A 19,651-nucleotide genomic window follows, 5' to 3' on the forward strand; every position below is an offset into this window, starting at 1 on the left:
GTCAGAGTTAAGCTGGTCATAATTGAGCTTAACGGGCCGCGCTCTTGGTCGGGGCTGGCTTATGCGATTTCACAGCCGTTTTGGCTGGCGGTGCGGCGTCCCATCCGCCTGGCGGCGTGCCGACCGCAACCGCATCGTCCGGCTGAGCTTCGGGCGTGAAGGTCTGAATCGCAAGTTTAGCTGCTGCGAGCGACTGTGCATCAAGCCGTTTGGCGATGTCGTCGCGCTTGCGGCCGGAGTCTGCATCGCCCTGGGCTGCAGCGAGGCTGAACCACTTGTAAGATTCGGCAAGGTTTTGCTCTACGCCGATACCGCGGGCGTAGAGAATGCCGAGATTGAACTGGCTATCCGCGACGCCGCGCTCGGCAGCTTTGCGGAACCATTGCGCGGCGCCTTTGTAGTTCGGGCCGGCACCGCCGCCATCCGCGTCGAGCACGGCGAGGTTGTGCATGGCTTTGGCGCTGCCTTTTTCCGCTGCCTGCATGTAGTAGCGGCGCGCGGTTTCAATATCTTTCTTCGCGCCGAGCCCTTTTTCATAGAGCGCGCCGAGGCGGAAGGTGGCCGGAACGATGCCGCCTTGCGAGGCGCGTTCATACCACTTCATGGCTTCCGCATAGTCGGACGCGACACCCCGACCTTCCGCATAGCGGACACCGATCTCGAAGGCCGCGCCGGGATCGCCTTTGTTCGCTGCAGTACGCAGTGCGGCGCTGCCAATACCGTCCGGCAGTTTGTCGTTGACCGGGATTAACGCGACCTTGGCCTTGGGGGCCGAGGGGATCGTGACCGAAACCCGCTCAGGCGGAGTTGCAATCGAGCCGGTCACGTCAGCCATCGCCGGTGCCTGCGGCATGACCGGAGCAACGGCAGGCATCGGTGGCAGCACAGGCGGAGCTGGCGGTGTGTTCAACGACTGGCGGTCGATTGGGGTCGGCGATGTGATGGACGGGATCGCCGGTACAACGTTCTCTGACCTGGGCTCGCCGTTGGTGGCCGGCGGTACGGCCGGTATTGCCGAGCTGGATTCTGCTGCGGGCGGTGACTGCGCGTGATCGCGGCCGCTCAGCAGGTTGAGGCCCATCTTCACAGTGCCAAGCACGATGACGACGACGCTCGCGCCGACGAGAAGTGCTCGAATTCTGGACGACACCTTCGATTCGCCGACGGTCGCCGCCTTAGCAGCAGTCCGGGCCGCATCATTCAGCGCGGTGACGCGATTGGCTTTCGCGCCCGGGGTTGCGGCAGGCGCGGCTGCAGCAGCCTGCGCGGCGCGTCGTGCAGCCTGAATGAAATTCGTTGGGCTGACCGGCTCACCGCCGGATGCGGATGAAATTTCGTTGAGCACCACCTCTGAAGCCGCAATGCGCTCAGATGGCGTCCCAACGCGGTTCTGCTGCGGCTTGGTACCCGGCTCGAGCGGGTGGTCAGGCGGCAGCGTCGGATCGATCGGGTTGCGCGGCATCGGAGCGGGGCGCGTGGCCTGCGCTTCCGGAGCGGGGGGCTGAACTTCCGCGGTCGGGCGGCTGATGGCTATATCGGCGATCGCAGGCACGCGCGGCGGCATCGGCGGCGCGACCGGAGCGCGCGCAATCGGAGGCTGAGCGGCAGCTGGATTTGGCAATTCAGGACGCGGCTGGGGCGCGGCGGCGCGGGGCTCTGGCGAGAACGACTCGTAGGCACGCGCATCAGGCATCCGATGTTCACGCGGCGCCTCGCGTGGCACGGGCGCGGACCGTGCTGTACGCAGGTCGCCCTCGATCTGCGCGAGACGATCGACCACGTGGCCGAGCGTATTGTGAACGGCCTCGAGCGAATCCTGGGTGTGCCGGTTCGTTTCCGACTGGCTGAAGCGGATGTCGGATAGTTCGCGCTTGATGGTTTCGACAAAAATGCCATCCATCGCTGCGCTGGAAGGAGCTGCCTGTTCGGCTGCCGCAGCATTGGCGCGCTGTTGCTCGAGATGACGCAGGATATCGGCCAGGCCTTCTTCGACCCGCGAAAAGTTGCTGCCGCCACGTCCCTGGGTGTTTTCCAGCCGCTCGAGTAGGTGGTGAATCCGCTGTTCGACGTGGTTCAGCGAGGACGCGCCGTCGTTACCGATCTGGAGATGATCGAGGCGATCCGAAATTGCGCGTACCGCGTTGTCGAAATAGCCGGTGTCGCTGGCCGCGGGGCGGTCGCGCTGCTCGAGCGCGGTTGTCAGGACTGCGATGCGCTGTTCAAGCGCTGACAAGATATCGCTGTTGCCGCTGGCATGCGCGAGTTGATCGACCTTCGCCGAGAGCGCCTGTAGATGACCGGCGAGCTCATTAAGGGCCTCGTTGGAGGCAACGTTCGACGCGATCGACTTGAGCGCCGTGATGGCGTCTTCAAGCTGACGGATCGTGGATGGATCGTGGCTCGAGCGCACAATCGAATCGACCTTGCCGCCGAGGTTGCGGATGGCTTCATCGAAACCTGCAAACTGTTCAGCCGGCGTAAGAGTGCGAAGCGCGCTGTAGATTTCGCTGAGCGCGCGTTCAATGCCGGCCAGCGCGGAGTTGTCGACCCCGGTTTGGCGCGTCTCGTCGATGCGGCGGCCAAGCGAACGGATTTCATTTTCCAACGATTCGATTTCTCGGCGCGGAACAGCCTCGGTGATGGTCCGGCGGATATCCGCGAGTTCGTTGCGGAAGCCCTCGATAGATTGCTCGAGACCGTCGGGACGCCGGAGCGTCGCAATCTGGCTGGTAATTTCGGACAGCTGCCGCTCAAGGCCCGAGAAATCGGCCTGCGGCTGCAGTGGGGGCGCAGCATAAACCGGCGGGGGATTGAACGCGGGGGCCACGAAGGATGGCGCAGGCATCTGCGCCGCGGTCGGCTGAGGCGCCGGTGACGGCCTCAAACCATCGAGCTGGCCTTGGCGCGCAATGATTTCCGCAATCGAGAAATCCATCGGCGACATCGCAGGCGCCATCGGCGGCGATGGCCGGAAAGCGGGTGCGGGCTGATTGGGTGCCGCTGCTTGAGCGCTCTGGCCTGAAATGTGCGAAAGGCGAGCATCAAGCCGCGAAATGGCATCGTTCAACTGCCGCGCAACGCCTGGGTCGCTCTTGGCGCCGGTTGGGGTGCGCGAAATATGTTCGACTTGATGGGCAATGGAATCCAGCCGTTTGTGGATTTCGGCGACGTCTTGAGCTTCGCGGCTAGGTCCAGAATAGCCGATGTTCTGAGCTTCGCGGCTCAGGTTAGGACGGTTCTGTTCAGGACTCTGAACAGGATGGCCGATGGTTGAATTCAGCCAGTCGCCCAGTGACATACCGGCGTGGCGCGCGGATGCCTCGGCCCTCTCGAGGACCGACGGCTCAATCCCGTCTACGCTCAACGATACGCGCGCTGCCATGCTTTAGTCCGGTGTCCCGGCGCCCGACTCCTGTCCGGCGCTTCAGCCACCCCACGTCCCTTTGAAGAGACAAGCAAATTCGGACGCGAGACGCCTGTTTCCGACACCGACCATTTATTGTTACGGTAAACACCGGGTTAATGGACGTTGTTTGGGGACCGAAAAGTTGTCCTTGACGGCACTCGGTTCCCCGGACGCTATCTCGCACAGCGGAATTGGCTAATGCGGCCCAGTTGCGGCCCAGTCATGTTGTCGCAACTTCTTTCTATCGTTTGGAAATACGATAGGGTCGCGCGCCGCGTTGCCGCATCGCAAAAAAGTTCCTATTGAAGAATCACTTCTAGCCCAATCGTGAGGACGCCATGCCGATCTACAAGGCCCCCGTTGAAGACATGAATTTCCTCCTCAACGATGTGTTTCAGATTGACAGGTACAACAATCTCCCCGGCTTCAGCGACGCATCGGCCGATGTGCGTGAGGCGATCCTCGATGAGGCTGCTAAATTCAGCGAACAGGTACTGCAGCCGCTCAACAGTGTCGGCGATCTCGAAGGCTGCAAGCGCCATGACGACGCCCGCGTCACCACGCCGACCGGCTTCAAGGAAGCATTCAAGCAACTGGCAGACGGCGGCTGGCTCGGCCTGTCCGCACCGGCCGAATTTGGCGGGCAGGGCCTTCCAACGACGCTCTCGCAGAGCGTCAACGAGTTCATGGTCTCGGCCAACATGGCCTTCTCGATGTATCCAGGTCTAACTCAAGGTGCGATGGCCGCCTTGATCGTGCACGGCACACCGGAGCAGAAGCAGACCTACGTTCCTAACATGGTGGCTGGCAAATGGGCCGGCACCATGAACCTGACTGAACCGCATTGCGGCACCGATCTGGGCCTGATGCGCACCAAGGCGGTGAAGCAGGCCGACGGCAGCTACAAAATCACCGGCACCAAGATTTTCATTTCGGGCGGCGAGCAGGATCTCACCGAAAATATCGTGCATCTCGTCCTGGCGCGCATTGAAGGTGCGCCCGCGGGTATCAAGGGCGTGTCGCTGTTCGTGGTCCCAAAGATGACCGTCAAAGCCGATGGCTCGCTCGGTTCGCAGAATGGTGTGTCGTGCGGCTCGATCGAACATAAGATGGGCATCCACGGCAATTCGACCTGCGTGCTGAATTTCGACAACGCCGTGGGCTGGCTGGTTGGCGAAGAAAACAAGGGCATGACGGCGATGTTCGTCATGATGAACGAGGCGCGGCTTGGCGTCGGCGTTCAGGGGCTCGCACAGTCGGAAGTCGCCTATCAGAATGCGGTTGCCTACGCGAAAGACCGCCTTCAAGGCCGCGCCCTGACAGGGCCGCAGGCCAAGGACAAGCCTGCCGATCCGATCATCGTGCATCCCGACGTGCGGCGCACCTTGATGAGCATCCGTGCCTTTAATGAAGCGGCACGCGCGCTTGTGGTGTGGACTTCACTCAAAAGTGACGTGGCGCATCGCTCCGACGATCAAAAGGAACGTCAGTCGGCCGACGATCACATGGGCCTGATGACGCCGGTGATCAAAGGCATGCTGACCGATGTCGGCTTTGCCAATGCGGTCGCTGCGCAGCAGATGTTCGGCGGTCACGGCTATATTGTGGAAACCGGTGTCGAGCAGTTTGTGCGCGATGCGCGCATTGCCATGATCTACGAAGGCGCCAACGGCATTCAGGCGCTCGATCTGGTGGGCCGCAAGCTGCCGAAGGATGGCGGCCGGGCGATCACCGCCTTCTTCAATGAAGTGTCTTCCTTTGTGAAGGAAAACAGCGCGGATGAGGCCATGAAGCCTTATGTCGCGCCGCTCGGTGCATCGGTACAGCATCTGCAAGGGGCCACGATGTGGCTTATGCAAAATGCCATGGCCAAGCCCGACAACGCTGCAGCGGCCTCGACCGACTACCTGCATCTCTTTGGTCTCGTTGCGCTGGCCTATATGTGGGCGCGCATGGCCAAGGTCACGCAGGACAAGATCGCAACCGCAGGCGAACAGCCCTATCTCAAGTCGAAGCTCGTCACGGGCAAGTTCTTCATGGAACGTATGCTGCCGGAAACAGCGACGCGCCTTGCGCGCATCCAGGCCGGCGCCGCCTCGATGATGGAATTGCCGGCCGAGGCGTTCTGATTCCAGTTTCCGCGCCGGTGTCCCCGACGCGGCACATCAATCGCAAGACATCAAAAGATCGAAGGAGAGCGACATGCCTGAGGCATTTATCTACGATCACGTGCGCACGCCGCGCGGCAAGGGAAAGTCCGACGGCGCGCTGCACGAGGTGACGGCGCTGGCACTGGCGACCGCTCCCCTGAAGGCGCTGAAAGAACGTAACAACCTTGCCGTGGACAGCATCGACGACGTCGTTCTTGGCGTGGTCGATCCGGTTGGTGAAGCCGGCGGCGATATCGCGCGCTTCGCGGCGATCAACGCGGGATACGGCACATCTGTACCGGGCGTGCAGATCAATCGCTTCTGCGCCTCGGGCCTCGATGCCGTGAATTTTGCTGCCGCACAGGTGATGTCCGGCCAGCACGAGATGACCATCGGCGGCGGCGCGGAATCGATGAGCCGCGTCGGTATTCTGTCATCCGGTGCGGCTTGGCCGATGGATCCGTCCATCGCGGTGCCGACCTACTTCATGCCGCAGGGCGTGTCGGCGGATCTGATCGCGACCAAATACGGTTTCTCGCGCGACGACGTCGACGCCTATGCCGTGCAGAGCCAGGAACGCGCCGCGAAAGCCTGGAGCGAAGGCCGGTTCAAGAACTCCGTCATTCCAGTGAAGGACATCAACGGCCTCACCATCCTCGACAAGGACGAACATATGCGTCCAGGCACGACGATGCAGTCGCTGGCGCAGCTGCAGCCGTCATTCGCCGTCATGGGCGCGATGGGTGGTTTTGACGCGGTGGCGGTTCAGTCCCATCCGGAAATCGAAGCGGTGAACTATGTCCATCACGCAGGCAATTCGTCCGGCATCGTGGATGGTGCGGGAGCTGTGTTGCTTGGCAGCAAGGAAGCTGGTGCAAAACGCGGATTGAAGCCGCGCGCCAAGATCCGTGCCTTCGCCAATATCGGCTCTGAACCGGCGATGATGCTGACGGGCCCGGTCGATGTCACCAAGAAGGTGCTGGAGCGCTCCGGCATGAAGCTTGGCGATATCGATCTGTTCGAGCTCAATGAAGCCTTCGCTTCGGTAGTGCTGCGCTACATCCAGGCGTTCGAAATCGATAACAGCAAGATCAACGTCAATGGCGGCGCGATTGCGCTAGGCCACCCGCTGGGTGCGACAGGCGCCATGATTCTCGGCACCGTGCTCGACGAACTCGAGCGCACCAACAAATCCACCGCTCTTGTCACGCTGTGCATCGGCGGCGGCATGGGAACGGCGACGATCATCGAGCGCGTGTGAGGAGCGAGCACATGACCTATCAGAATTTCAAGGTTGAGACCGACGCTGACGGCATCGCGCTGGTGACGTGGGACATTCCCGGCAAATCCATGAACGTGGTCGACGAGACCACGGCTACCGAACTCGCCGCCATTGTTGAGCAAACCACGAAAGATGCTGCGATCAAGGGCGTCGTTATCACCTCGGGGAAGGAAGCCTTCTCGGGCGGTGCAGACCTCACCATGTTAGAGGGCATCAACCGCGCCTATGGCGAACTGCTGAAGACCAAGGGCGAAGAGGCCGCCAACCAGTATGTGTTCGACGAAAGCCGCAAGCTTTCGCTGACGCTGCGCGCCATTGAAACCTGTGGCAAGCCATGGGTTGCGGCGATCAACGGTCTTGCGCTGGGCGGCGCGTTTGAATTGACGCTCGCCTGCCACCATCGGGTTGCGGCAGAGAATCCGAAGACACGTCTTGGCCTTCCGGAAATCAAGGTTGGTCTGTTCCCGGGCGGTGGCGGCACGCAGCGCCTGCCGCGTATCATGCAGACGCAGGATGCGCTGCAGTTTCTGATGAAGGGTGATCAGGTCGATCTCGCCAAAGCCAAGGGCTGGAAGCTGGTCGACGAGGTCGTGCCCGCAGCCGACCTCATCAAGACAGCGAAGGAATGGATCAAGGCCGGCGGTAAAGCTGTCGCGCCATGGGATGAGAAAGGATTCAAGCTGCCGAGCGGCCCCGTCTATTCCAAGGGTGGCACCATGATCTTCCCGCCGGCGAATGCGATCTTCCGCCGCGAGACCTTCGACAACTATCCGGCGGCCCGCGCCATCGTTCAGTGCGTATATGAAGGCCTGCAGGTGCCGATGGATGCCGCGCTGCGCATCGAGTCGCGTTACTTCTCGAAGATCCTGCGCTCGAAGGAAGCCGCGGCGATGATCCGCAGCCTGTTCGTGTCGATGGGTGAACTGAACAAGGGTGCGCGTCGTCCGCAGAACGTGCCGCCGACCAAGGTCAAGAAGCTTGCCGTCATCGGTGCGGGTTTCATGGGCGCGAGCGTCGGCTACGTCTCGGCACAGGCCGGTATTGATGTCGTCTTGATCGATCGCGATCAGGAGAGCGCAGACAAGGGCAAAGGCCACGCCAAGGCTGCCGTTGACGCGCAGGTGTCCAAGGGCCGCATGAAGCAGACGGATGGCGATGCCATCCTGTCGCGTATTACTGCGAGCGCCGACTACAACGCGATCAAGGATTGCGATCTCGTGATCGAAGCGGTGTTCGAGGACCGCAAGGTCAAGGCCGATACCTATGCCAAGGCCCAGCCGTTGCTGCGGTCCGACGCGATCTTCGCGTCCAACACCTCGACGTTGCCGATCAATTCGCTTGCCGAGGAATGGAAGGATCAGTCGAAGTTCATCGGTATTCACTTCTTCTCGCCGGTCGAGAAGATGATGCTGGTGGAAATCATTGTCGGCAAGAACACCGGCGACGTGGCGCTTGCCACCGCGCTCGACTACGTGCGGCAGATCAAGAAGACGCCGATCGTGGTGAACGACTCGCGCGGCTTCTTCGCCAACCGCTGCGTGCTGCGCTACATCGCCGAAGGCTACGAAATGTTGCTGGAAGGTGTGCCGCCGGCGATGATCGAGAATGTCGGCAAGATGGCCGGCATGCCTGTCGGTCCGCTCTCGCTCAATGACGAAATCGCGATCGACCTTGCGCTCAAGATCATCAAGGCGACGGAGGTCGATCTTGGTCCGCAAGCCATTGAGCAGGACCAGAAAAAGCTGCTGATCGAAATGGTTGAGAAGCAGGGCCGTCTCGGCCGCAAGAACGGCAAGGGCTTCTACGACTATCCCGAGAAAGGCAAAGGTCAGAAGAAGCTGTGGCCTGAGCTGACGACGCTGCAGCCCAAGCATCTCGATCCCGATACGCTCGACGTCGAGGAATTGAAGCAGCGCTTCCTGGTGGTTCAGGCGGTCGAGGCTGCCCGCACGGTGGAAGATCACGTCATCACCGATCCGCGCGAGGCCGACGTCGGCTCGATCCTCGGTTTCGGCTTTGCACCGTTCACCGGTGGAACGCTGTCCTATATCGACTTCATGGGTACCAAGAAGTTCGTCGAATTGTGCCAGAAGCTCGAGAAGAAGTTCGGATCACGCTTTACGCCGCCGAAGCTGCTGCTCGACATGGCATCCAAGGGTGAGACGTTCTACGTGCGCTTCGCACCGAAGAAGCAGGCCGCGTAAGCGGGTGCTTTGCCGGGAGAGCGGCGAGGCCCGCTTCCAGCGAACGAGGACAAGCAAGATAAGAAAAAAGGCTGGATCGTCGATCCAGCCTTTTTCATTCGTTGGTGACGCCTGTCACGAAGCCTTCATCAAGCCTTCGGCTTTCAGGGCTTCCTGCACCATCGGCCGTGCGGCGACGCGCGTCTTGTAGGCGACGAGGTTCTCAAGTCCGGAAATGTCGATCTTCTGCCCATCGGCCCAGCGCAGCATCGTGAACAGATAGCCGTCGGGGACCGTGAACTGGCTGCCCATCAGGTAGTCCTTCCCGGTAAGCGCCGTGTTGATGTAGGTGAACTTGCCGGTGATGCGATCTTTGAAAAACTGCTTCACATCGTCGGGGATGGCCGGGTTGAACAATGGACTGAAGTTTTTGTGTAGTTCGCTGCCGACGAAGTTGAGCCACTCCTGTGCTCGGTAGCGTTCAACCGTCCCGGCCTGCGGCACCAGGTTCTTGCCAGGGACTTTGTCCGCGATCATCTGCACGATCACGGCGCCCTCGGTCAGGACGTCGCCATTGTCCATGCCAACGGCAGGGATCTGCCCCTTGGGATTGAGGCCCAGGTAGTCGCTGCCGTCTTCCGTTTTCTTGGCTTTCAGGTCGACTTTGACCAGATCGAACGGGATTCCGGCCTCTTTCAAGGCGATATGTGGCGATAGCGAGCAGGCCCCAGGCGAATAGTAGAGCTTCATAGGAGGTATCCTTCCCTCAGGCATTGGCAAATTGAACGCAGGTCCATTAAATGCATCTGCATGAAGCGGTCAACGTTGATGCAACTGCATTTAGTGGGGTACAATCGGGTTGAGCTGTACGGACGAGACCATGAAACGCAAACCTTCGACCGAGGCGACGGATGTCTGGATCCGCTTGATGCGCGTCCAGGGCCGGGTGCTTGGTGCAGTCGAGCAGGATCTCAAGAAGGCAGGGTTCCCCCCCTTGGCCTGGTATGACGCGCTGCTTGAGTTGTCGCGCGCGCCGGGTGGCGAGTTGCGCCCCGTCGAACTCGAAAAGCAGATGCTGCTGCCGCAATATTCGACATCCCGGCTGATCGATCGTCTGGTCGAAGAAGGGCTGGCGGTGCGCCGCGAATGCACAATGGACAAGCGCGGTTTGTTTGTGGAGATCACCGAGGCCGGACGCGATTTGCAAAAGCGGATGTGGGCTTCCTATTCCGCCGCGATCGAACGGCATATCGGCTCGAAACTATCGGATGCCGATGCCGTGAAACTCAGCGGCCTGCTTGACCGGCTTGGCTGCTCGTGCAGTGCGACTTTGTCGCCGGCAGCGCCTGCGCCCAAAGAAGCTACACCCGCACGATGATTTTTCCTCTGTTTCCCGTTACAACGGATGCTTGCGTCCGCGGCGTTGTCCAACGTGCGCGCATGGCGTGTCCTTCACAATCGAAGTTGCGATCTGAATACGCGCAGACATTCGAATTAAAACCTCTTACCTGGAATTCCTATGGCGCGTGATCAAATCGATATGACGCCGCTCCAATCCCGTGACGAACTCGTTGCGTGGCTTGAAGCGGGCGTGAAGCCGAAATCGGAATTCCGCATCGGCACCGAGCACGAGAAGACACCGTTCACTTTGGAGGGGCACAATCCGGTTCCCTACGAAGGCGCACGGGGAATCGGCGCGTTGCTCGAGGGAATGAAGCTCCTGCTCGGCTGGGAGCCGATCATGGAGAACGGCAATATTATCGGGCTTCATGATGTCACCGGCGGGGGCGCCATTTCGCTCGAGCCCGGGGGGCAATTCGAATTGTCCGGAGCGCCGGTTGAAACCGTGCATCAAACGATGTCGGAATTGATGGCGCATCTGGCGCAGGTGCGCGAGATCGCGACACCGCTTGGCATCGGTTTTCTTGGGCTAGGAATGACGCCGTCATGGTCGCGGGCCCAGATGCCGGTGATGCCGAAGGGCCGCTACCGGATCATGACCAATTACATGCCGAAAGTCGGCCAGTATGGCCTCGACATGATGTATCGCACCTGCACGGTGCAGACCAATCTCGACTTCTCCTCTGAAGCCGACATGGTCAAAAAGCTGCGTGTGTCGGTTGCCCTGCAGCCCGTTGCCACTGCGATGTTCGCCAACTCTCCGTTCACTGAGGGAAAGCCGAACGGTTTCCTCTCGTTCCGGTCGGAAATCTGGCGCGACACCGATAATGCCCGCGCGGGAATGCTGCCATGGGCGTTCGAAGACGGCATGGGTTTCGAGCGATGGGTCGACTATGCGCTCGATGTGCCGATGTATTTCGTCAAGCGCGGCGATGACTACATCGACGTCTCGGGTTCGTCGTTCCGTGACTTCTTTGAAGGCAAGAACGACAAGCTTCCCGGCGAAAAGCCGACGCTATCCGATTGGGCCAACCATCTCTCGACGATTTTCCCTGAAGTGCGATTGAAGCGTTATCTCGAAATGCGCGGGTCGGACGGCGTGCCATGGCAGCAATTGCCGTCGCTCCCGGCATTCTGGGTCGGGCTACTCTATGATGATGATTGTCTCGAAGCAGCCTGGGATATCGCCAAGCGATGGACCGCCCACGAGCGTCAGGCTTTGCGCGATGACGTGCCAAAGCTCGGCTTCAAGGCAAAGATCGGCAACCGCTACCTGTTCGAAGTCGCCAAGGATTGCATGGTGCTGGCGCACAAGGGATTGGCCAAGCGTGGCCGGATTGATGCGCTGGGCCGTGATGAAACGCGCTATCTCGAGCCGCTTGATCACATCATGGATACCGGCCGGACACCGGCGGAAGGATTGCTTGAGAAATTCCACAACAGCTGGAGTGGCTCGGTCGATCCGGTCTACCGAGAATATGCCTTCTAATTCAGGACGTTGAGCCTCATCACGAGAACGTTGTTCCAGCGTTTATCTGCCGTTCATCTGCCATCCATTAAGACGGCAATGAAATAGAACTTGTCTTGTCCGGCTGGATTCCCGGTCATTGGCTCGGGTCCGTCTCGCACTGAAAGTTATCGGCATGCTCCGAATCTGCGATTTCAGATCGTGCTTTCGCGCATTCCGTGCATTCAGTCTCATTTTTAGCGTCCTGGTCTTGGGGGTGTTTGCCGCCAGCTCCCCCGCGCACGCGCAAGCCAATTTCGATCGGCCGGGAAGTGATTATTTGAGTACGCCTGTGCCCTCGGGGGATCCCGCCGATTGCGCCTTGCAATGTGAACGCGACCGCCGCTGCCGCGCGTGGAGTTTCAACTATCCGACCGTGAGTGCGGACGGAGCGATTTGCTGGCTCAAGAGCGCCGTTCCTTCTCGTGTGAAGAGCGATTGCTGCGTTTCGGGTGTGCGCGGCGCCGGGGTCATCGAGCAGCGTAACAGCGCGATCGAAGGAGAGACGGACAGGCTCGGTGGTGACTATCGCAGCATCGACGCTGGGCAAGAAGAAGCCTGCAAAGCCGCGTGCGAGGCTGACAACAAATGCCGCGCCTGGACATTTGCACGGCCGGGATATGTCGGAAAGTCGGCCCGTTGCTTCCTGAAGGATCACGTCAAACCGCCGCGCCGCAAGCCCGGATTTATCTCCGGGGTGGTGCGATAGTCCGGTTGCCGGGCAAACCATTTCCAGATTTGAACGTTAGAACCGGCTCTCAGGCAGTACCGGTTCGGGCTGATTCATCGGATCAGAATTCAGTGCGGACTGAAGGACATCAGGAGCATCCCGATGAAGCATATCCGCGTGGCAATCATTGCGTTCTCGGCGTTCGCGGCCACGACGATGGTCGCGATCGCCCATCATGGCTGGGGAAGTTATGACGCGAGCCACCCGATCACGGTCGAAGGCTCGATCCTGAACAGCACGTTCGAGAATCCGCACGCGACCATTGCGGTGAAGGGCGCGGACAAGATCTGGACCGTGACATTGGCGCCGACGTCACGCATGATCGCCCGGGGACTACAGGCTGATATGGTTGCGATCGGCAAGAAAGTCTCTGCCTACGGCTATCCCTCCACGGTGGAGATGAATGAGATGCGCGCCGAACGCATTACCGTCGATGGCAAGACCTTCGAGCTGCGCTGATGACGGAGAGCGCGCCTGCAATCTTTATTGCGATTGAGGCGTCAGGTTTCGGTGCGGCAATACGACAGTCCCGCTGGCTCTATATGGCGGCGAACGTCGGTCACATTGTCTCGTTGATGGTGTTTGCCGGTGCAATTGCGGTCATGGATCTGCGGATGATGGGTGCGTTCGCGGCAACTTCCCCAGGGCGCGTGCTGAGAGCCGCGCGCACGGCCGCAATGATCGGGTTTGCCGGCCTCGTCTTGACCGGGTCCTTTTTATTCGCGGCTGAAGCCAGCCACGTGATCATGAATCCGGTCTTTCAGATCAAGCTTGGATTGATCGCGCTAGGTCTCATCAACATCGCGCTGTTCGAGATTTTCGTTACGCCGAAGGTCAGACATTTACCGCCCTCAACATCACTGCCGCCTGGTGCGTGTGCCAGCGCAGTGACATCGATCGGATCGCGGTCGCGATTTGCGGTCGCACGATCGCTTATTTTTGAGCGCGGTCCGGCAACTTCGGGCCACTGCAATGCAATGGCCCTAATCGTCGAATGTCGTCGCGGGTTGCTTAATGCACCGTTGTGAACGATCGCGCGAGCCGAAGGCCGGACAGCCAGGTCCAGATCGGACGGTTCTTCATGCCCATATCCCAGGAGCCCACCACAGCGTCGACGCGGCCGACAAGATTTTCGACCGGCAGCAGACCAACGCCGCCGTCATCGACAGGGACGCGGCTGTCCGCGGAATTGTCGCGGTTGTCGCCCATCACAAACAGGTGGTCCGGCGGGACGACGACATCCGGTGTATTGTCGAGGAACGCGTGTTCCCGCAGTTTAAAGATGGTGTGCTTGATGCCGCCCGGCAGGGTTTCGGTGAAGCGTGCCGCAGGTGTCCCGTGTCCTTCTTCGTCCTCTGCCTGACCTGTGCCGTCGCGGCTGAGATCAACGGGCTGTCCGTTGATCCAGAGACGGCCGTCACGCATCTGAACATGATCGCCCGGCAATCCGATCACGCGCTTGACCCAGACCTGGGATGTATCGCCAGGCCAGCGAAACACGACGACATCGCCGCGATTGGGCAGCGATCCGAACAGCCGCTGGGTGGGCGGCACCGCGACATGGATCGGAAGCGAAGCCGTGCTGTAGCCGTAGGGATATTTCGACGCGAGCAATGCGTCACCGATCAGCAGCGTCGGCTCCATCGACCCTGACGGGACGTAGAACGGCTCAGCAATCGCGCCCTTGGCTGCGAGCACGATCAGGAAGGCGGCTGCGATTTCGACAAAAGCCTTTGACCAGGAACGGGCCGGTTTGGCCGTGGTTGGCGTTTCGGTCATGCGCCTGTTCCTCCAACGGTGATTCGATCCATGCGAAGCGTCGGCTGTCCGACGCCAACCGGCACGCCCTGACCTTGTTTGCCGCAGGTGCCGATGCCGTCATCGAGCTGGAGGTCGTTGCCGATCATGGAAATGCGATGCAGGTCGGTCGGGCCGTTGCCGATCAACATGGCGCCCTTCAGTGGCGCGCCGAGCTTGCCATTTTCGATCCTGTAGGCCTCGGTGCACTGGAAGACATATTTGCCTGACGTGATGTCCACCTGGCCACCGCCGAAGTTGGCAGCGAAGATTCCGTTCTTCACCGACGCCAGAATCTCTGCCGGATCACGTTCGCCGGCCAGCATGTAAGTGTTGGTCATGCGTGGCATGGGGACGTGAGCATAGCTTTCACGGCGGCCATTGCCCGTCGGCTTCATGTTCATGAGCCGCGCGTTCTGGCGATCCTGCATATAGCCAACCAGGATGCCGTCTTCGATCAGCACCGTGCGGTTTGTCGGCGTGCCTTCGTCGTCAATCGAGAGTGAACCGCGCTTCGATGAAATGGTGCCGTCGTCCACGACGGTGACGCCCTTGGCAGCCACCTGCTGGCCCATCAGGCCAGCGAAAGCTGAAGTCTGTTTGCGGTTGAAGTCGCCCTCAAGACCGTGACCAACCGCTTCGTGCAGCATGACGCCCGGCCAGCCGGGGCCGAGAACGACATCCATTTCACCTGCCGGGGCCGGCACGGATTCGAGATTGACCATCGCCTGCCGGATCGCGCCGTCGGCGGCGGATCGCCACGCCTTGGTCTCTATGAAGCGCGCATAGCCCTCGCGGCCGCCATATCCGTGGCTGCCGGTTTCCTGACGGTCACCTGAGCCGGCAACGACGGAAATGTTGACGCGCACCAGCGGGCGGACATCGCGGTAGCTCTCACCGTCCGGGCGCACGATCTCGACCACCTGCCAGGTGGCGCCCAGGGTGACAGTCACCTGACGCACGCGCGGATCCTTGTCGCGCACATAGGCATCGATCTCCGCCAGCAGCTTGACCTTGGTCTCGAAGCTCTGGCCGTCGAGCGGGTTTTCATCGCCATAGAGGCGCACGTTGGTATGTCCCGGGGCCGCGGCGAAGGTTCCTGAATAGCCACCGCGCACGGCGCTGACGGCGTCGGCTGCGCGAATCAGGGCCGGCAGCGAGACGTCCGAGGAATGAGCGTACCCGACGGCGTCGTTCTTCACAGCGCGGAGGCCGAAGCCTTGTGCAGTGTCGTAGGTCGCCTGCTTCAGGCGTCCATTGTCGAACCCGAGCCCCTCGGACTGATGGTATTCAAGAAACAGTTCACCATCGTCGGCTCCGGCCAACCCGCGAATGATCTGGGCTCGCACCTCGTCCCGGTTGAGGCCGGCGCGGTCGAGCAGCGAAGCGGTGGCGGATACGGTGTCGGATGGATTGCTCATGGAAACTCCGGGATCCCGGTTGGGATCGCAAAAGGATTGGACTCCAAAGATAGGAGCGATCGGGCCGGAGGGCGAGGGGGCCTCAAGCGTCGGCGATCAGGGAAGCTTATCGTAGCCTTCGCCGAGACCCTTCAGGCTTAGCGGGAAGCCGATACCTTCTTCGGGTGTCTCGAAGATGATGAAAGTGGCGGTTTTCGCGGTTTTCAACTGATTGAGGAGGTCGTCATTCATCACAACCTCGGCAACGCAGCCGTTGGGCAGGCAGCGGACGAACCCGGCGCGCCCCACGTCCTTGTCGTCGAGCTTGAGGCCGAGACCGGAGGGCAGGAGGACGCCCAGTGGAGCCACCACACGCATCAGTTTGCTCTTCTGATCCGCGGTTTTGAGAATGATCACCGTGAGGCCGGCATTGGAGCGGTCCTCGGCGACCACGCTCTGGATCAGGGCGCACTGCTCGTTCTGGGCTCCGGCGGGCGTGTCGCAGCGGATCTGCCAATCGCCATGAACGGACTTGACCGCGCCTTGGGCTTGCGCCGGCGCTGGCATTGTTCCGAGCGACAAAAGCGTCGTCGCGGCGAGGATCGCCAGCCAAACGAGGGCAATGACACGGCGACAGATTGTTACAAGCTTCTTGGCCACACTGAAATCTCGCTGTTCAGAATAGCCCCTCAGGCTAAATCCCCTGTCCGGGGTCTCGGTAAAATATCCGGTAATACTTTTGACCATATTCGAGGTCTGTTCCCTGATCAGGCCCGCCCGATACGCACGGATTGACAGGGCAATGACGGCGTCTTGAAGGCAAGTCTATCCCGCAAATCTATTCTCAGGATACGCCCTAGCACTGCCGCGAATCGCATTTCTGCAGCCTATCCAGCTTGTGGGTACAACGGGCAGTCCACGTGTCAAGCGTCTCCTCCAGTACTCGGGTTGGATTAGCCCATTTTGGCAAGGGATTCCGGATACCTGTGCGCCTTATTACGTGCATTGCGATATGCGGCGAATTATGGTTTGAGAGGCGGGAAATTCGACGCGTTCTAACTTTGGCGAGTGATCAAAAGCCTGAGCGCGAATAGAAAATGCAGGTCTTGCCGCCCGGCGGGACCACTGGGGTGATAAGAGCAGGAGCGATAGCGGCATGAAGATGTCGAAGGGTCAAAAAGGCCGCTGGATACTGGGTTTTGCGGTGGTCGCCACCGCCATGGCCGCAGCGGGGGCTGCTTTCGCTGGAATGGGGCAGCCGTCACCGTGGGAATGGACCCTTCAGCAGTCCGCTACGCCGGTGATGGAGAACATCACCTGGTTTCATAACTTCCTGCTGTGGATCATCTCCGCGATCACGATCTTCGTTCTGATCCTGCTGATCATGGTCGCGGTCAAATTCAATGCCCGGGCCAATCCGGTGCCGTCCAAGACCACCCACAACACGCTGATCGAAGTAATCTGGACCATCGTTCCGGTTCTGGTTCTGGTCGGCATCGCGGTGCCGTCGTTCCGGCTGTTGTTCCAGGAGCTTGACGTTCCAAAGGCGGATCTGACGATCAAGGCCACGGGCAAGCAGTGGTACTGGAGCTATGCTTACCCCGATAACGGCAAGTTCGAATTCGACTCGCTCCTGGTTGCCGACAAGGCGCCCCGCCTGCTGGGTGTGGATAACGAAGTCGTCGTTCCAGTGAACAAGATCATCCGTGTCCAGACGACGGCGGCTGACGTGATCCATTCCTTCGCGATCCCGTCCTTCGGCATCAAGATCGACGCGATCCCGGGCCGTCTCAACGAGACTTGGTTCAAGGCGACCAAGGAAGGCATGTACTACGGCCAGTGCTCCGAGCTTTGCGGCAAGGATCACGCCTTCATGCCGATCGCCATTCGTGTTGTGAGCGACCAGGAATTCGCGACCTGGGTTGAAGCCGCGAAGAAGAAGTTCGCAAGCGCGCCGGCAAACACCTACGCTTCGATCGGCGTGGCGGCGCAGTAAGCGCATCGACGGATCAATGCGCGGCCCGCGGGGGCGCGAGAAACAACAGGCTGACGGAACTGCAAGGTTCAAAGGGATTGAAAATGGCCACCAACGCTGCAACACACGATCACGCTCATGACGATCATGCGCACGATCACCCAACTGGGTGGCGGCGTTACGTCTATTCGACGAACCATAAGGACATCGGCACGATGTACCTTATCTTCGCGATCATGGCGGGCATCATCGGCGGCGCGATGTCGGTCGCGATCCGCATCGAGCTGATGTATCCGGGTGTTCAGATCTTCCACGAATCCCACACCTACAACGTGTTCGTGACCTCTCACGGCCTCATCATGATCTTCTTCATGGTGATGCCTGCGATGATCGGCGGTTTTGGCAACTGGATGGTGCCGCTGATGATCGGCGCGCCGGACATGGCCTTCCCGCGCATGAACAACATCTCGTTCTGGCTGCTTCCGGCCTCGTTCGCGCTCCTCATTATCTCCACCTTCGTCGAGGGTGAGCCAGGAGCAAACGGCGTCGGCGCCGGCTGGACCATGTATGCGCCGCTCTCGACCTCGGGGCACCCCGGCCCGGCAGTGGACTTCGCCATTCTGTCGCTGCATCTCGCCGGTGCATCCTCGATCCTCGGTGCAATCAACTTCATCACCACGATCTTCAACATGCGCGCGCCGGGCATGACCCTGCACAAGATGCCGCTGTTCGTGTGGTCGGTGCTCGTGACCGTGTTCCTGCTGCTGCTGGCGCTGCCTGTTCTCGCCGGCGCGATCACCATGCTGCTGACCGACCGCAACTTCGGCACCACGTTCTTCGCAGCTGACGGCGGCGGTGATCCGGTTCTCTTCCAGCACCTGTTCTGGTTCTTCGGTCACCCTGAAGTGTACATCCTGATTCTGCCGGGCTTCGGCATGATCAGCCAGATCGTGTCGACCTTCTCCCGCAAGCCGGTGTTCGGCTATCTCGGCATGGCCTACGCGATGGTCGCCATCGGCGGCATCGGCTTCGTGGTGTGGGCTCACCACATGTACACCGTCGGTATGTCGTCGGCGACGCAGGCTTACTTCGTCGCGGCAACCATGGTCATCGCAGTGCCCACCGGCGTGAAGATCTTCTCGTGGATCGCCACCATGTGGGGCGGCTCGATCGAATTCCGCGCTCCGATGGTCTGGGCGATGGGCTTCATCTTCCTGTTCACCCTCGGTGGCGTGACGGGCGTCGTGCTCGCCAACGCAGGCGTCGATCGCGTGCTTCAGGACACTTACTACGTCGTCGCGCACTTCCACTACGTGCTGTCGCTCGGCGCTGTGTTCGCCATCTTCGCCGGCTGGTACTACTGGTTCCCGAAGATGTTCGGCTACATGTACAATGAAGGCATCGCCAAGCTGCATTTCTGGGTCACCTTCGTCGGCGTGAACCTGGTCTTCTTCCCGCAGCATTTCCTCGGCCTGTCCGGCATGCCACGACGCTATGTCGACTATCCGGATGCATTCGCTGGCTGGAATCTGGTCTCGTCGATCGGCTCCTACATCTCGGCCTTCGGCGTGCTGATCTTCATCTACGGTGTGATCGATGCCTTCGCGCGCAAGCAGCAGGCACCGGCCAATCCGTGGGGTGCTGGTGCGACCACGCTGGAATGGACGCTGTCATCGCCACCTCCGTTCCACCAGTTCGAGGTTCTGCCGCGCGTGCAGTAACCAGTTCATTCGCGACGGAGTTAGCGTCGCGATAAGATGAGACATCCGCCATAGCCGAAAGGCTGCGGCGGGTGGCGCATTAAAGGAAGTGAGTTCGAT

The 19,651-nt window shown here is 60.5% G+C and carries 15 protein-coding genes; 10 read left to right on the top strand and 5 right to left on the bottom strand.

Annotation, left to right across the window (positions count from 1 at the left end; genetic code table 11):
• Positions 1 to 28 precede the first annotated feature (28 nt).
• Positions 29 to 3,382 (bottom strand): tetratricopeptide repeat protein, encoded by a 3,354-nt coding sequence (locus ACZ5C3_RS02610; protein WP_464044495.1) that lies wholly within the window; start codon positions 3,380 to 3,382, stop codon positions 29 to 31.
• A gap of 362 nt (positions 3,383 to 3,744) precedes the next feature.
• Between ACZ5C3_RS02610 and ACZ5C3_RS02615 the strand changes: the two genes are divergently transcribed.
• The 3 genes from ACZ5C3_RS02615 (at position 3,745) to ACZ5C3_RS02625 (ending at position 9,042) form a co-directional block, all read left to right on the top strand.
• Positions 3,745 to 5,535, top strand: a complete 1,791-nt coding sequence (locus tag ACZ5C3_RS02615) for an acyl-CoA dehydrogenase C-terminal domain-containing protein (RefSeq protein WP_464044496.1) — start codon at positions 3,745 to 3,747, stop codon at positions 5,533 to 5,535.
• Positions 5,536 to 5,608: 73 nt separating this feature from the next.
• Positions 5,609 to 6,817 (top strand): acetyl-CoA C-acetyltransferase, encoded by a 1,209-nt coding sequence (locus tag ACZ5C3_RS02620; RefSeq protein ID WP_464044497.1) that lies wholly within the window; start codon positions 5,609 to 5,611, stop codon positions 6,815 to 6,817.
• An 11-nt stretch (positions 6,818 to 6,828) separates the two neighbouring features.
• Positions 6,829 to 9,042 (top strand): 3-hydroxyacyl-CoA dehydrogenase NAD-binding domain-containing protein, encoded by a 2,214-nt coding sequence (locus ACZ5C3_RS02625; protein WP_464044498.1) that lies wholly within the window; start codon positions 6,829 to 6,831, stop codon positions 9,040 to 9,042.
• Positions 9,043 to 9,156: 114 nt separating this feature from the next.
• On the opposite strand, the gene gstA is transcribed toward ACZ5C3_RS02625, so the two are convergent.
• Positions 9,157 to 9,771 (bottom strand): glutathione transferase GstA, encoded by a 615-nt coding sequence (gstA, locus tag ACZ5C3_RS02630; protein WP_464035038.1) that lies wholly within the window; start codon positions 9,769 to 9,771, stop codon positions 9,157 to 9,159.
• A 130-nt stretch (positions 9,772 to 9,901) separates the two neighbouring features.
• Between gstA and ACZ5C3_RS02635 the strand changes: the two genes are divergently transcribed.
• The 5 genes from ACZ5C3_RS02635 (at position 9,902) to ACZ5C3_RS02655 (ending at position 13,687) form a co-directional block, all read left to right on the top strand.
• Positions 9,902 to 10,399 (top strand): MarR family winged helix-turn-helix transcriptional regulator, encoded by a 498-nt coding sequence (locus tag ACZ5C3_RS02635; protein WP_464035039.1) that lies wholly within the window; start codon positions 9,902 to 9,904, stop codon positions 10,397 to 10,399.
• Between the two features lie 141 nt (positions 10,400 to 10,540).
• Positions 10,541 to 11,911, top strand: a complete 1,371-nt coding sequence (locus ACZ5C3_RS02640) for a glutamate--cysteine ligase (protein WP_464044499.1) — start codon at positions 10,541 to 10,543, stop codon at positions 11,909 to 11,911.
• Between the two features lie 154 nt (positions 11,912 to 12,065).
• Positions 12,066 to 12,638 carry a PAN domain-containing protein gene (locus tag ACZ5C3_RS02645; protein ID WP_464035040.1) on the top strand — a complete coding sequence of 191 codons (573 nt, stop codon included), beginning with the start codon at positions 12,066 to 12,068 and terminating at the stop codon, positions 12,636 to 12,638.
• Positions 12,639 to 12,761: 123 nt separating this feature from the next.
• Positions 12,762 to 13,118, top strand: a complete 357-nt coding sequence (locus ACZ5C3_RS02650; protein WP_464035042.1) for a DUF6152 family protein — start codon at positions 12,762 to 12,764, stop codon at positions 13,116 to 13,118.
• Positions 13,118 to 13,687, top strand: a complete 570-nt coding sequence (locus ACZ5C3_RS02655) for a DUF6644 family protein (RefSeq protein ID WP_464035043.1) — start codon at positions 13,118 to 13,120, stop codon at positions 13,685 to 13,687. The genes ACZ5C3_RS02650 and ACZ5C3_RS02655 overlap by 1 nt, the downstream gene beginning before the upstream one ends.
• Here ACZ5C3_RS02655 and lepB read toward each other — a convergent pair.
• The 3 genes from lepB to ACZ5C3_RS02670 all read right to left on the bottom strand — a co-directional run bounded on the left by lepB (position 13,671) and on the right by ACZ5C3_RS02670 (position 16,603).
• Positions 13,671 to 14,438 (bottom strand): signal peptidase I, encoded by a 768-nt coding sequence (gene lepB, locus ACZ5C3_RS02660; protein WP_464035045.1) that lies wholly within the window; start codon positions 14,436 to 14,438, stop codon positions 13,671 to 13,673. The two genes, ACZ5C3_RS02655 and lepB, sit on opposite strands and share 17 nt — an antisense overlap.
• A complete protein-coding gene (gene tldD, locus ACZ5C3_RS02665) occupies positions 14,435 to 15,877 on the bottom strand; it encodes a metalloprotease TldD (RefSeq protein ID WP_464044500.1) in 1,443 nt (480 codons plus the stop codon). Before tldD ends, lepB begins: the two co-directional genes overlap by 4 nt.
• 96 nt (positions 15,878 to 15,973) lie before the next feature.
• Complete coding sequence (locus tag ACZ5C3_RS02670; RefSeq protein WP_464044501.1) at positions 15,974 to 16,603, bottom strand: invasion associated locus B family protein; 630 nt, start codon at positions 16,601 to 16,603, stop codon at positions 15,974 to 15,976.
• Positions 16,604 to 17,012: 409 nt separating this feature from the next.
• Here ACZ5C3_RS02670 and coxB point away from each other — a divergent pair, with 409 nt between their 5' ends.
• Both coxB and ctaD read left to right on the top strand, forming a co-directional pair.
• A complete protein-coding gene (coxB, locus tag ACZ5C3_RS02675; protein ID WP_464035046.1) occupies positions 17,013 to 17,852 on the top strand; it encodes a cytochrome c oxidase subunit II in 840 nt (279 codons plus the stop codon).
• A gap of 83 nt (positions 17,853 to 17,935) precedes the next feature.
• A complete protein-coding gene (ctaD, locus tag ACZ5C3_RS02680; protein WP_464035048.1) occupies positions 17,936 to 19,552 on the top strand; it encodes a cytochrome c oxidase subunit I in 1,617 nt (538 codons plus the stop codon).
• Positions 19,553 to 19,651: the final 99 nt, after the last annotated feature.

It is taken from the genome of Afipia dichlorophenoxyacetatis (assembly GCF_055386385.1).